This window comes from Anaerotruncus sp. AF02-27 (assembly GCF_003465835.1).
In the GTDB taxonomy this organism is placed as follows: Bacteria; Bacillota; Clostridia; order Oscillospirales; family Ruminococcaceae; genus Anaerotruncus; species Anaerotruncus rubiinfantis.
In genome coordinates, this window is sequence record NZ_QSBX01000008.1 from 27,576 (window position 1) to 40,432 (window position 12,857).

Annotated in this window: 13 protein-coding genes; 3 read left to right on the forward strand and 10 right to left on the reverse strand. The window is 54.0% G+C overall.

Going from position 1 to position 12,857, the window contains the following annotated elements; genetic code table 11:
* Both DWV16_RS19570 and kdpA read right to left on the reverse strand, forming a co-directional pair.
* Positions 1-903, reverse strand: a 903-nt coding sequence (locus DWV16_RS19570; protein WP_243007294.1) for an HAD-IC family P-type ATPase, incomplete at its 3' end; no start/stop codon positions are given.
* Between the two features lie 18 nt (positions 904-921).
* Entirely contained in the window at positions 922-2,664 is a 1,743-nt protein-coding gene (kdpA, locus tag DWV16_RS08230; RefSeq protein ID WP_118478669.1) for a potassium-transporting ATPase subunit KdpA, read from the reverse strand.
* A 284-nt stretch (positions 2,665-2,948) separates the two neighbouring features.
* Here kdpA and DWV16_RS08235 point away from each other — a divergent pair, with 284 nt between their 5' ends.
* Positions 2,949-3,149 carry a hypothetical protein gene (locus DWV16_RS08235; RefSeq protein WP_066458650.1) on the forward strand — a complete coding sequence of 67 codons (201 nt, stop codon included), beginning with the start codon at positions 2,949-2,951 and terminating at the stop codon, positions 3,147-3,149.
* A gap of 355 nt (positions 3,150-3,504) precedes the next feature.
* Here the strand turns inward: DWV16_RS08235 and DWV16_RS08240 are convergent, their stop codons facing one another.
* Positions 3,505-4,833 carry an MATE family efflux transporter gene (locus tag DWV16_RS08240; protein ID WP_118478671.1) on the reverse strand — a complete coding sequence of 443 codons (1,329 nt, stop codon included), beginning with the start codon at positions 4,831-4,833 and terminating at the stop codon, positions 3,505-3,507.
* 484 nt (positions 4,834-5,317) lie between these two features.
* Here DWV16_RS08240 and DWV16_RS08245 point away from each other — a divergent pair, with 484 nt between their 5' ends.
* The gene (locus tag DWV16_RS08245; protein WP_118478673.1) at positions 5,318-5,758 is read left to right on the forward strand and encodes a GNAT family N-acetyltransferase; all 441 of its coding nucleotides are present in this window, start codon (positions 5,318-5,320) and stop codon (positions 5,756-5,758) included.
* Positions 5,759-5,993: 235 nt separating this feature from the next.
* On the opposite strand, the gene DWV16_RS08250 is transcribed toward DWV16_RS08245, so the two are convergent.
* Together DWV16_RS08250 and DWV16_RS08255 are read right to left on the reverse strand one after the other, a co-directional pair.
* Positions 5,994-6,938, reverse strand: coding sequence for a (4Fe-4S)-binding protein (locus DWV16_RS08250; RefSeq protein ID WP_066458641.1), 945 nt, complete (start codon positions 6,936-6,938; stop codon positions 5,994-5,996).
* A 13-nt stretch (positions 6,939-6,951) separates the two neighbouring features.
* Positions 6,952-8,577, reverse strand: a complete 1,626-nt coding sequence (locus tag DWV16_RS08255; protein WP_118478675.1) for an FAD-dependent oxidoreductase — start codon at positions 8,575-8,577, stop codon at positions 6,952-6,954.
* 138 nt (positions 8,578-8,715) lie between these two features.
* Here DWV16_RS08255 and DWV16_RS08260 point away from each other — a divergent pair, with 138 nt between their 5' ends.
* Positions 8,716-9,627 carry a LysR family transcriptional regulator gene (locus tag DWV16_RS08260; protein WP_066458634.1) on the forward strand — a complete coding sequence of 304 codons (912 nt, stop codon included), beginning with the start codon at positions 8,716-8,718 and terminating at the stop codon, positions 9,625-9,627.
* Between the two features lie 27 nt (positions 9,628-9,654).
* Here DWV16_RS08260 and trxA read toward each other — a convergent pair whose 3' ends face one another.
* From trxA to DWV16_RS08285, 5 genes are all read right to left on the reverse strand, one after another.
* Positions 9,655-9,966, reverse strand: a complete 312-nt coding sequence (gene trxA, locus DWV16_RS08265; RefSeq protein ID WP_066458632.1) for a thioredoxin — start codon at positions 9,964-9,966, stop codon at positions 9,655-9,657.
* Between the two features lie 98 nt (positions 9,967-10,064).
* Positions 10,065-10,733, reverse strand: a complete 669-nt coding sequence (locus tag DWV16_RS08270; protein ID WP_118478677.1) for a Crp/Fnr family transcriptional regulator — start codon at positions 10,731-10,733, stop codon at positions 10,065-10,067.
* 30 nt (positions 10,734-10,763) lie between these two features.
* Positions 10,764-11,156, reverse strand: a complete 393-nt coding sequence (locus tag DWV16_RS08275; protein WP_066458622.1) for a NifB/NifX family molybdenum-iron cluster-binding protein — start codon at positions 11,154-11,156, stop codon at positions 10,764-10,766.
* Entirely contained in the window at positions 11,134-11,541 is a 408-nt protein-coding gene (locus tag DWV16_RS08280; protein WP_066458621.1) for a DUF134 domain-containing protein, read from the reverse strand. The genes DWV16_RS08275 and DWV16_RS08280 overlap by 23 nt, the downstream gene beginning before the upstream one ends.
* Before the next feature lie 227 nt (positions 11,542-11,768).
* Positions 11,769-12,713: a sugar-binding transcriptional regulator gene (locus DWV16_RS08285; protein ID WP_066458618.1), complete on the reverse strand. Its 945-nt coding sequence runs from the start codon at positions 12,711-12,713 to the stop codon at positions 11,769-11,771.
* Between the last annotated feature and the right edge of the window lie 144 nt (positions 12,714-12,857).

A 12,857-nucleotide genomic window follows, 5' to 3' on the forward strand; every position in this document is an offset into this window, starting at 1 on the left:
CGCGCGGCCGCTCATCGCGAGGACGTTCGCCTGATTGAGGCGGCTCATGCCCGCGATACCGATCGCGGAAAGCAGCGCGCCGATCGTGGTGGGCGCGAGGCAGACGAGCAGTGCGACCAGGGAAGTGATCGAGGTTGGGTTCGCCATACCGGCCTGTTTGGCTGAAAAGTCAGAGTAGGAATAAAGCGACATTGTGACCATCAGGAAAATGATCGAAAAGGCTACCAGCAGGATCTGCAGGGCAATTTCGTTCGGGGTCTTTTTGCGGGCCGCGCCTTCAACCATGGCAATCATCTTGTCAAGAAAGCTTTCGCCCGCCTCGCTGGTGACCCGCACGACCAGCCAATCCGAAAGGACGGTCGTGCCGCCGGTGACCGCGCTGCGGTCGCCGCCCGATTCACGGATGACCGGAGCGGATTCGCCGGTGATGGCGCTCTCATCCACAGAAGCCGCGCCGTCGATGACCTCGCCATCCGCCGGGATCTGTTCCCCGGCGCGGACGATGAACAGGTCGCCTTTTTTCAAGACCGAGGAAGAAACCTCTGTAAAATGTTCCCGGTCGGACGGATCCGAAAGCCGGTGCGCCTGCACGTCACGGCGCGCGGCGCGCAACGAATCCGCCTGCGCCTTGCCGCGGCCTTCGGCTATCGCCTCCGCGAAATTGGCGAAGAGGACGGTCAGCCAGAGGATGACTGCGATACCGAGCGTGAAGCCGCCGGGCGCGTCCTGGATACCGAAAAGGCTTAGGATATAGAGGATGGTGGTCAGGATCGCGGAGATATAGACCAGCATCATGACCGGGTTTCGCGCCTGTGTCGCGGGCGCGAGCTTTATAAAGGAATCCTTCATCGCGCGGACGACCATTTTGTGATCGCTCAGCGCGGTTTTCTTTTTCTCGTTCATCAAATTCTCACCCTTTCTTTAAGCCAGCATCTGGAAGAACTCGGCAATCGGGCCAAGCGCCAGTGCCGGGAAGAAGCTGAGCGCGCCGATCAGCAAAACAATCATGATCAGCAGGAAAACAAACATCGCGTTGCAGGTGGAAAGCGTACCCGCGCTGACCGCGACCTTTTTCTTTCGAGCCAGGCTGCCTGCAATGGCAAGGGTCGCCACCATCGGCAAAAAGCGTACCAGCAGCATTGCCAGGCCGAGCGCCACGTTGAAGGATGGGGTGTTGCAGTTGAGGCCCGCGAAGGCGGAGCCGTTGTTGCCGCCCGCCGAAGCGAAGGCATAGAGGATCTCCGAAAGGCCGTGCGCGCCGGGATTATTGAGGCTTGCCACCGAGGATGGGAGCAATGTCAGCACACCGCTTCCAATCAGGACCGCGATCGGCGTTGCCAGGCAGACCAGTACCGCCATCTTCATTTCATACGGCTCGATCTTCTTGCCAAGATATTCCGGCGTGCGCCCGACCATCAGGCCGGCGATGAACACCGTCATGATTACGAAGCCGATCATTCCATAAAGTCCGCATCCCACGCCGCCAAAGACCACTTCGCCCAGCATCATCAGGAGCATCGGGATCATGCCGCCAATCGGCGTATAACTGTCATGCATCGAGTTGACCGAACCGTTCGAAGCCGCGGTCGTGAACGCCGCCCAAGTGACTGAGGTTGGGATGCCGAAACGGGTCTCCTTGCCCTCCATATTGCCGCCGGAATAGCCCTCCGAGGCGGTGATGTCAACCGTACCGCCCTGTGCCATCTGCGGGGTTGCGGCCTGTTCGCTCACCGCGACGACCGCCAGGCCGATGACCAGCATAATGAACATCGCAAGGAAAATCGCATAGCCCTGCCGCTTATCCTTTACACATTTGCCAAAGGTGAAGCAGAATGCCACCGGCAAAACCAACAGAAAGATCATCTCGATCAGATTGGAAAACGGGGTCGGATTTTCAAACGGGTGCGCCGAGTTGGTGCCCTGGAATCCACCGCCGTTGGTGCCCAGCTGCTTGATGGCAATCTGGCTCGCCGCCGGTCCGAGCGGAAGCACCTGTTCAGTCACCTCGGTGCCGTCCTCCAGCGTGATTGGCTCGACGAGGCTTACCGTCTGGTATTCATCAAACGACTGGACAACCCCCTGCGAAACCAGCACAAGGGAAGCCACCAGACAGATCGGGATGAGGATGTACAGGGTGTAGCGGGTAACATCTGCCCAGAAACTTCCAAGCCCGGTTTCTTTTACTTTTGTGAACCCGCGGATCAGCGCGAACATGACCGCGCCGCCGACCGCCGGAGTGACAAAGTTCTGAACAGTCAGGCCCATAAACTGGGAAAAGTAGCTCAGAACCCCCTCCGCCGAATAGGACTGCCAGTTTGTATTGGTCACGAAGCTGACCGCCGTATTGAAGGCGAGGTGCCAGGAGTTGCCCGGCACATGTTCCGGATTGAACGGCAGGATGTTTTGGAACTTGAGGATCAAAAACAAAATCAGAAGTGAAAACCCGCTGAACGCAAGCGCGCTGGCCGCATATTTCTTCCAGGTCATCTGCTCATTCTTGTCGACCCGCAGGATCCGGTAGATCAGGTTTTCGCACGGGGTGAGCACGGGAGATAAAAATACCTTCTCACCGTTCATAATCTTTGCCATGTAGCTGCCCAGCGGAATCGCCGCCAGCACAAGGATCGCGAGATAGAATATGTATTGCAACGTCGCGTTCATCAGCGGTCATCCCCTTTCATAAGAACATAGGCCAAATAGATCAGCACCAGTACCGAAATAACTCCGATCGCTGCTATCACAATTTGCATGTTTATCCCTCCTTTTTACGAACCAAAGTCTATCATGAATGAAATTAGAGTGCCGTTAAAACCGCCCGGTTCAGATTAAGACGGTATTAAAATTCTCCCGGAGCCAAAATGTCTTTGCAAAGCCTTAATGCCCGCTCTCAAACCTTTAACCCATGCGAACATCTTCGGCTTTATACTATAAACAAAGGATGTGATCTTATGGAAGCACTTGTATTAATTGGCGGCCTTTTCTATATCATTGCGGTTGGCTTCTGGGTCACGCGCCGTTTTTCCCGCTCCCTGCAAAAAGGTTTTTACCAGCAGCGCTGGTCCGCCAATGAGCAGACCCCTCAAATGGGAAAAAAGACACATTTTACGTTTTTTCATCATCTCTTCCTAATAGGAAAGGGCGGTATCTAACCGCCCTTTCTTTTTTACATTCCAGGATTTGATTTTTCGAAATTTATTGACACAGCAGAAGATGGGCGCCAACGGCGGATACTGTTCTTTCGGAGGACCCCGCGCGGCAAATCCTGTGCCGCGCCGGTGAAGCGGTCTGTGTTCCGCTCGTCCTCGCCGCCCGGCGGCCGGGCACGACGGACATCGCGGCCCGCATTCAGGAGGAGCTCAGCCCGCTTTGCAAAGACGCCTCAAGAGGATCACGACATATGGCGTCGGCCCAATAACTTTCGGATCTTCCCCGGATTAAAAACAGAATCTTCCATACAAAAACCGGCGCGCACCAAATCTGGTACGCGCCGGTTTTTTGATCGGGCTATCGGGTTTTCCCATCCACATTTCTGAGTTTTGGCCAAACGAGCAACAGCATTGTGCCAAAGCACGCCGTTCCGCCAATGAAGTTGGAGACCGGCTCCGCGAGAAATACCCCGTCGGTGCCGAACCAGAGCGGCAGCAGGAAGGTCAGCGGGGTTACGATGATCACCTTGCGGAAAATCGAGAAAAAGACCGCCTGCTTCGATTTGCCCAGCGCCACAAAGACGTTCTGCCCAGCCATCTGCAGGGACATCATGAAGATGCCGAAGAAATAGATATGCATCGCGGGCACCCCCTGCGCAATCAGCTCCGGATCGCTGTTAAAGATATGAATGAACGGTTCCGGAAAAGCCATCAGACAGATCCACACCGCCGTTGTGTATGCGACGCAGACAATCGCTGTAAACTGGATGCCCTTGCGTACCCGCCCGTATTCCTTTGCGCCGTAATTAAACCCGAGAACCGGCTGCGCGCCGCTTCCAATTCCATTCGCGGGCATGATAATAATCTCACGCAGCGAATTGATAACCGTCATGACACCAACGTAAAGGTCTCCTCCGTACCTCTGCAAGGTCGCGTTGCAGACGATCTGCACCGTCGAGTTGGTGATCGCCATGATGAACCCCGATGTTCCAAGCGCGAGAATACGCCGTACAAGCGCTCCCCGAAGCCGGAGCGTTCTTTTCTGCAAGCGGTAGATTGCATCCGGACTCGTGAGAAACCGCATGACCCAGAAAGCGGAGAGAAACTGCGACACCACCGTGGCGAGCGCCGCGCCGCGCACCCCCATCCCAAAAACAAAGATAAAAACCGGATCAAGCAGAATATTGACGATCGCGCCAAGCAGCACGGTCATCATCCCGATGCGGCCAAAGCCCTGAGAATTGATGAAGCTGTTCATTCCAAGCCCCACCATCACAAACAGGCTCCCGCAAAGGTATATCGTAAGGTAAGCGTCCGCATAAGGAAATGTCACATCGCTCGCGCCAAACAGGTAGAGCAGCGGCCGTTTGAAGCAGAGGCAGATTGCCGTGAGCGATACGCCAAATATCAAAAGCAGCGTGAAGGAATTGCCCATGATGCTTTCGGCTTCCTCATGGTCTCCGCGGCCGCGCGCAATCGAGCAGAGCGGCGCGCCGCCCATGCCCACAAGGTTCGCAAAGGCGGTGATGATCGAGATGACCGGAAAGGTCAGTCCCAGCCCAGTCAGGGCCAGTGTCGACGCCTGCGGGATATGGCCGATATACATCCGGTCCACCACATTATAAAGAACATTGATCAGCTGCGCGATCGTCATCGGCAGCGCAAGGCCCATGATATTGCGCCACATACTGCCTTTTGAAAAATCATTTTTCTCCGTCTGTTCCTCGCCTGCCTTTTATTTGGACGCATAACTGTTTCATGAAAAGTGACGCTTATCATATTCGCTGGGCATATAAGTCAAAATTAATACGCCATTCGCCGTCATCTTTTACGATAACATCCTGCCAATGAAAATTATCCTTTTCTATAACTCTAACTTTAAAGAACTGAATCTGTCAAGATATTGCGTGGAATTTTATGTCGTACCCTCGGTCTTTATAAAATCCGGGAAGCAAAAACTTAATATGCAGCTATTTTATTGATTTAATAGGCAAAATCGTTTTATAAGCCCTCATAAGTGTTTTTATAATCCCTTGAAACGGCTTAATTTCATTTCCAACTCAGTGAAACGTTTTGAAGGGCATGCAGTGGACAAACAATATGGAGTATGATATAGTGCAGATGTCAAAAGCAATGTTATTTTGATAGAAGCGGATGGGATGGGGATATGTATGAAAATAATTAAAGTTGAAAATAGAAATCAAGCACTAATAGAACAGCTTGAAAAAGTCTGGAAAACTTCTGTGAAAGAAACGCATTTATTTTTGTCCGATGAAGAAATAAACAATATCCAAAAATACATTCCGCAAGCATTAATAGGAATTCCTCATTTAATTATTGCAGAAAACGAGAACGGCGAGCCAGTTGCATTTATGGGGATAGATGGACAAAAACTTGAAATGCTATTTATTGCCCCCAAAGAACGCGGACGTGGTCTAGGAAAAAAATTACTTGAATACGGCATCAAAGAATACGGGATTAATGAGTTGGGGGTTAATGAACAAAATCCAAAAGCAAAAGGGTTTTATGAACATATGGGCTTTAAAGTTTATAAAAGAACCGAAACAGATGAACAGGGTATGCCATATCCTATTTTGTACATGAGATTATGAGTAAATAACGCAAGTGATAGCAACAGTCAAGGGAGCGAAAGCAAATAATGCTTTCGCTCCCTGTCATTATGGTATTTCTTTGTTGCGCAGTAGAGGCAGTAAAAGCCTTACAGGACACACCTTTCAAAATTCGCTATGGACTGAACATTCTAAAGGTGCAAATAGGCTTGTATTCATGTGGTTTGCGTGAACTTACACCTTTAGTCAATGCTTACTGGTACTATTCTTTCCCTATTCAGCACTGAGCGCCGCCTTCGAGATGCAAAGGCGCGTCGAGAATCTGCTGTTTTCTAGCGAGGATTTCATCCGAAAGCAGTTGGGAGATGAAGTTGTCCGCGCCAAGCCGGTCGATCATGATGCCGAAGCGCTCACCGGTTTTTCCCTGTTCACGGTAGATGAGCAGGGCTTTTTCGATGCAGGACAGGACCTGATCCTTGGAAAAGACGCCTTTGACCGGTGTGCCGGGACGGACCGCCTTGCCCCATTTGCCGCCAACATAAAGCTTGTAACCGGAAGCTTTCTCTTCAATCGTATCAAAGGTGCATTTGTCGATGCACTTACCGCAGTTGTTGCAAAGCGTCTCGTCCAGCACGACCTCACCGTCTTCCATATGGAGCGCATGGATTGGGCAGAGGGAAACCGGCGGGCATTTTTTACAGCTGTTGCACATGTCCGCGTCGAATGCCGGGACCCGCTGACCGACGATGCCGAAATCGTTCAGGTCAGGTTTGATGCAGTTGTTGGGGCAGCCGCCAACACCAATTTTAAATTTATGCGGGAGTTTGACGTCGTACCAGCCCTTGTAGAAAATTTCGTGGATCTCCGCGGCCAGCGCCTGGGTATCGCAGAGCCCATGGACGCAGACGGTGCCTTTGCAGGCCACGACCGGACGCACGCGGGAACCGGTGCCGCCGGTGACCAGCCCGTCTCGGGCGATAAATTCGGTGAACGGCTCGATGTCCTCATATGCGAGGCCGGGCAGCTCAATGGTCATGCGGGAGGTATATGTAACCTTGCCGTTACCGAATTTTTCCGCGGCTTCTGCCAGCGTGATCGCCTGAGCTGAGGTGATTACACCGTTGACCGTGATGATCCGCGCGGAGAAATGGACGCCGTCATTGTTGGCGAGAAACCCTCTGCCTTTGACGGCTTTCTTTTCCGCTTCCGTGGGTTTGTACATTCTATTCGCTCCTTTATTCTTCTTCGATTGGATTGAAGGTGATTCCGCCTTCGAGCACCTTCGTGTTGGCATAACCGTACCGTTTCAGACGGTTCTGGGCAAGGTATGCCTGCTTCCCCTTCTTGCAGACGAGCACCATTGGCGTCTGTGGGTCGATGCCCGCAATCGGACCGTTGATGCTGGTGAACGGGATACTGCGGCAGCCGGGAATCGAGGGAGACTCGGTTACATCCACCCAGAGGGTCCCCGCAGGCATCGTTTTGGCTTCGCTGAGGGTCACACCATCCATAAAGCCGTCAAGCTTATTGATGAGCACGTCGACGGCGGTGACAAATGGATGGATTGCGGTAGAAAACGGCGGTGCGTAGCAGAGGTCGAGATTATCGAGTTCGTCGACCTTCGCGCCGAGCGAAATCGCGGTCGCGCCGACGTCCACCACCTTATCAACTTCGCCTGTGCCGAGCGCCTGTACGCCGAGCAGTTTGCGGCTCGTGCGGTCGGCGATCAACCGGATGATGAAACTGTCTGCGCCGGGATAGTAATGGGCTTTGTCATCGGTCACAACGGTGACCGAACAAACGTCGTAGCCTTGTTCTTTCGCGGCCACGGTATTGAGGCCGGTTTTGGCAGCGTTTACACCCGGCAGCTTGACAATTGCCGTGCCGAGCACGCCGGGATATGCCTTGCCCTTTCCAGAAAGGATCTTGGCCAGCAGGCGGCCTTCCATGTTGGCGGAGGAGCCCATGGGAGACCAGGCGGACTGACCGGTGATGCGGCTTTTGACCAGAACGCAGTCGCCTGCTGCAAAGATGTCCGGGTCATTGGTCTGCAGGTGGTCATCCACCAGCAATGCGCCGTTCTTTGCCATTTCCAGGCCGGTGTCCATGAGAAAATCGGTATTCGGGCGGATGCCGAGCGACAGGATAACCGCGTCGGCCTTCATGGCACGGTTTTCGGTGCGGACTTTCTGTACTTTGCCATCGCCTTCGATGGCGACCAGCCGGTCGCCGGTAAAAACCGGGATGCCTTCGTCGCCAAGCTTATTTTCAGCCCATTCCGCGAAATCCTGGTCAAAGCCGGGCATGATCTGATCTGCCATATCGATGACGACCGGCCGCACACCCTGCAGTTTGAGGTTTTCGGCAACTTCGAGCCCGATGAAGCCGCCGCCCGCGACAACGGCACGCTTGACGCCCGTGTCGATTGCTTCGCGCAGACGTACTGCATCGTCTGGGGTACGCATGAGAAAGACGCCGGGCAGGTCGACGCCTTCTATCGGGGGACAGACCGAACGCGCGCCCACTGCGATGACCAGTTTATCGTATGGGAAGGCCATGTCCACACCGGTGTAGGTTTCCCGCGCGTGAACAATTTTGGCCTGCCGGTCCACGCCGACCGCTTCGATGCCGCAGCGAACCTCCACGCCGGTCAGGACGGAAAAGCGTTTGGGGGTGTTAACAATCAGCTGGTCGCGCGAAGGAATGACGCCGCCCACATAGTAGGGCAGCCCGCAGCCCGCGTAGGAGATGTCGTCGCTTTTGGTTATGATGGTGACCTTGCAGTTGTCCCCAAGTTCACGTTTGAGCTTGGCGGCGGTCTTGGTGCCGGCGGCGACGCCGCCGATGATCAGGATATTCATACGTTTCATCCTTTCACCTGCCCGGAATATTCACCGGGGCTTTCATAGTTATCATTTTAACACTTGACATAATATATGTAAAATACTAATATTTAAATAAAATCAATAGGTAAATACCTATGAATTAAGGAGGCACACATGACGACACGACATCTGCAGATTTTCGTCAAAGTGGCCGACTGCGGCCGTATGAGCGAAGCCGCGCGCGAAATGTACATCACCCAGCCTTCGGTCAGCCAGGCGATCGCCGAGATCGAACGGGAATACGGTGTGCGGCTGTTCGAGCGGCTGGGAAGGAGCCTCTACCTGACCCGCACCGGCAGCGAACTGCTCGACTACGCGCGGCATTTTCTCTCGCTTTGGGAGGAGATGGACGGTTACCTCAAAAAAGCCGCAGAGCGGATGCACCTGCGCGTTGGCGCAACCGTCACGGTCGGCACCTGTGTGATGAGCCCGATCATCTCCTGGCTGTGCCGGGAATTCCCGGTCGCGCAGCCAGAGGTATTTGTGGCGAACACACATATCATTGAGGAACGGCTCCTGAAAAGCGAACTGGATATCGGGCTGGTGGAGGGCCGGATCACCCAGCCGGATCTGGTCGTCAAACAGGCAATCCAGGACAGAATGGTGCTTGCCTGCGGAAAAAACCATCCGTTTTTTGGCCGTGCTTCGGTGATGCCTTTGGAGCTCGCGCACCAGCCGTTTGTACTGCGCGAGGAAGGGAGCGGTACCCGTGCACAGCTCGAAAATCAGCTGCGCCTGCGGCAAATTCCTTATGAAGTCAAATGGACCTGCTATAACGAGGGCGCGATCAAGAACGCTGTGATGGACGGGCATGGGATTACCGTGCTGTCCGAACGGCTGGTACGGCAGGAGATTTCAGAAGGCAGGCTCTGGGCCTGCGGGATTGAAGGTCTTTCACTCGGCCGCAGTTTCAATTTGGTGTACCACAAGAACAAGTTTTTTTCGGAAGTGCTTTCCTGTTTTGTTTCGGTCTGTGAACGGTTCGGACAGGAGGAACAGAAGCATCCCCACGGACAAACCCCATGAAAAAAAGCCGCCCGCGGGCGGCTTTTTTTACTTCAGCATCTTGGCAACCATAAATTTCGGTTTGACGCCGACCGATGTGGATACCGGCTTGCCGTCCTTTACCAGCACCAGGGTTGGGATGCTCATGACGCCGAACTGTTCGGCCAGTTCCGGCTGTTCGTCGATGTTTATCTTGCCGACCTTGACTTCGCCGGAATGTTCTTCAGCGATCTCATCAATGACGGGGGAAAACATCCGGCACGGGCCGCACCAGGGCGCCCAGAAATCGAGCAGCACTGGCTCGGAAGCGTTAAGTACCTCTTGGTTAAAGTTTTCTTTTGTAATAGAAAAAGCAGACATCTTACATGCTCCTTTCAGGATGTGTTTTGTTTACATCCATAGGATACAGCAAAATGCCCGCCTTTTCCGTGACCAAGTCACACAGCGAAAGGAATTTGTCAGCGGAGACTGTCCGCTGCAAGTTGTCGGAGTTTATCGGGGGAAACGATGGTAACCGTACCGCGTGAGAGCGCCACAATTCCTTCGGACTGAAAATATTTCAGCATCCGGGTGACTACTTCGCGCGCGCTGCCCAGATGCCGGGCAGCCATTTCATGGGTGATCCGCAGCTGATTCGTGTCCGCGATTTCGCCTTCTTCCAGCAGAAAAGCCGCCAGCCGGGAATCAAGCCGTTTGTAAAGGACCTGGTCCATCAGCCACATCACGTCGGAAAACCGGGAAGCCATCAGTTCGTTCGTGTAGTTGGCCACCGCGGCGGATTGCTGCATCAGCCGCTGGTAAACCGGTGTGGGGATCAGCCAAAAGCGGCTGTTCTGTGCCGCTTCCACCGTGATATCGAACTGGATGCTGCGCAGCATGCAGGAGGCGGAGAACAGGCAGATATCCCGTTCAAACAGCCGGTAGAGGGTGATTTCACGCCCTTCCTCCGACAGGATGCTGGCGCGGAGCTGTCCGGACTGCACAACAAGCAGACCCACGCAGTCCTCCGATCCATTGTGGATCACGGTTCCCTTTAATACCGATCGTTCGACCGCGTTCTTACGCAGCAATTCCCGCTGATCTTCTGAAAGCTGATCCCAAAACGGGAGGAATGCTCCCAGTGGCATTACAACGCCTCCGTTCCTATTGCCTGCAAATCAATGATTTCCCGGGCAGCCGTCATGGCCGTGGCATTCGCCGCCATGATGTTCGTGACCGTGATGGTCACACAGCGTATCGGGGTCATACTGGAGCCGTCCCGCCAAAAGCGCGGCGGCCTGCTCATCCGCGTTTCCGGCGGCGCCGGGGAAGATGGCGATCCCGGCCTGTGCCAGGGCGGTGCGCGCGCCGCCGCCGATGCCGCCGCAAATGAGCGTGTCGACGTCATGTGCCTTTAGAAAACCCGCCAGGGCCCCATGACCGCTCCCGTTGGTATCCACCACGCGGGCGGAGAGGATTTTCCCGTCCTCTGTGTCATAAATCTTGAACTGTTCGGTATGGCCGAAATGTTGGAACACCTGGCCGTTTTCATAAGTGACTGCAATTTTCATTGGGACAACCTCCATCACATGTTTGATTTCCTTCGCATCGGCTGGCGCACCGCCGTCCGCCGCAGTTTCTGCCGCAGCATTCGCGGGCGCGCGGGCAGAGGATATAATCCCCGCCGGTGATCGTCAGGATTTTGCCGTTGACAAGGGCGTCGGCAAGCTTTTGCCGGGCGGCGTTATAAACTGCCTGCACAGTGGTGCGCGCAACGGCCATCCGAGCGGCACATTCCTCCTGTGTGCAGCCGAGCAGATCGATGAGCCGGATGGTTTCGTATTCGTCCAGCGTCATTTTGATCCGGCTTTCCGGCTCGGCGGCCGTATCCAGCGGCCCAAACCGTCCGCACTGCGGCAATGCGCAGATCCGGCGGCATTTTTTTGGCCTCGGCATGCGTTCCCTCCTTGTCTGAGCTTGTTGTATTCTATTATACTCTATTATTGACATATGTCAATAATAGATGGATTAGAGCTGAAAATCCCAAAGGAGGCACCCGAATTTGCATTTACAGACACGGAAGTCTATTTTTTATACATCGGCCTTTGGACGGCGCGTTTTAAATTAACCGGCCCATGCGGCGAGACTTATGCCGCATGGGCCGGTTTCATTTTTTCTATCTTTCAGTCGTCCATCTCCAGCAGTTTTGCCGCTGAAAGAGAATCGATCGCAAGCACATCGACATAACGCGCCCGCAGGCAGGCATGCAGCACAGGGACCTTGCCCGGATCCGCTACACAGGTCATCACCTGTTCCTTGCCACGCAGATCGGAGAGCCGGATACCAAACGTCCGGTCGTCAAGCGCCTGGTCACAGAGTTCCCCTTCCTCATTGACAAACCGGCAGCAGATGCTTCCCACCGCATTTTTCTCCCGCAGCTGTGCAATCTCCCGATCACCGATATAATCCGCCCTGTAAAGACAGCAGGTTTCATTCGCCTGCGCAAGCGAAACGATCAGCTTGTTGCAGGAGCAGGCCAAATCGAGCATCTTTTTTACCTTTGCGTCGTGCAGCAGCATGTCGAGAATAATCGAATTATCAAGCATGGCTGGACATGGGAGGGTATAGGCGTCGGCCGTATGCAGCTTTTGAGAAAGCAGGCTTACGATTTCTCCCGCGTGGCTTCGGGTACTTGTATTGTCCACGCTTCCGGTCACCTGCACCACCGAAGCATTGCCAAGCGCCAGCTCGGGAAAATATTTGGCCATGGTATAAAGGGTATATCCCCAGGAAACGCCAATCCGGTCACCCGGCGCGAGAAATCCGGAAAAGAATGCCGCCGCTTCCTGCGCGGTGATCTGGACGGCAAGCGCCGCGTCCTGCTCTGGCACCGAAATCACCTTGGCCGCCTTCAGCGGAAAACGGGACATCAGACGGTCTTCCAGCAGGCTGCTCCCACCAGCTTCGTCATCGATAAAAATCTTGACGATCCCCTTTTCCCGCGCCTGCGCGAGTACACGCGAAACCTTCGCGCGCGAGATGCCAAAACGTTCCGCAATGTCCGACTGGGTACAATCGTGGTTATAATAGAGCCCCGCCGCCCGTTTGATCAAGTCGATATCGTTCATACGATCCCTCATTCCGCTCCTCATCTGAGCAAAATTTCACATTTGAAATATTTTTATCTTTTAAAAGTATTATAATACAGCTTGTCCGCTCATGCAAGCTTTTTACAGATCAAATACACACAAAGACAATTTGATCAATTTTGC

What these genes read in the sequence shown, in the direction of transcription:
- DWV16_RS08235 (WP_066458650.1), top strand. Translation starts at nt 2,949, where the DNA reads ATGGAAGCACTTGTATTAATTGGCGGCCTTTTCTATATCATTGCGGTT.
- DWV16_RS08240 (WP_118478671.1), bottom strand. Translation starts at nt 4,833, where the DNA reads ATGTGGCGCAATATCATGGGCCTTGCGCTGCCGATGACGATCGCGCAG.
- DWV16_RS08245 (WP_118478673.1), top strand. Translation starts at nt 5,318, where the DNA reads ATGAAAATAATTAAAGTTGAAAATAGAAATCAAGCACTAATAGAACAG.
- DWV16_RS08250 (WP_066458641.1), bottom strand. Translation starts at nt 6,938, where the DNA reads ATGTACAAACCCACGGAAGCGGAAAAGAAAGCCGTCAAAGGCAGAGGG.
- DWV16_RS08255 (WP_118478675.1), bottom strand. Translation starts at nt 8,577, where the DNA reads ATGAATATCCTGATCATCGGCGGCGTCGCCGCCGGCACCAAGACCGCC.
- DWV16_RS08260 (WP_066458634.1), top strand. Translation starts at nt 8,716, where the DNA reads ATGACGACACGACATCTGCAGATTTTCGTCAAAGTGGCCGACTGCGGC.
- trxA (WP_066458632.1), bottom strand. Translation starts at nt 9,966, where the DNA reads ATGTCTGCTTTTTCTATTACAAAAGAAAACTTTAACCAAGAGGTACTT.
- DWV16_RS08270 (WP_118478677.1), bottom strand. Translation starts at nt 10,733, where the DNA reads ATGCCACTGGGAGCATTCCTCCCGTTTTGGGATCAGCTTTCAGAAGAT.
- DWV16_RS08275 (WP_066458622.1), bottom strand. Translation starts at nt 11,156, where the DNA reads ATGAAAATTGCAGTCACTTATGAAAACGGCCAGGTGTTCCAACATTTC.
- DWV16_RS08280 (WP_066458621.1), bottom strand. Translation starts at nt 11,541, where the DNA reads ATGCCGAGGCCAAAAAAATGCCGCCGGATCTGCGCATTGCCGCAGTGC.
- DWV16_RS08285 (WP_066458618.1), bottom strand. Translation starts at nt 12,713, where the DNA reads ATGAACGATATCGACTTGATCAAACGGGCGGCGGGGCTCTATTATAAC.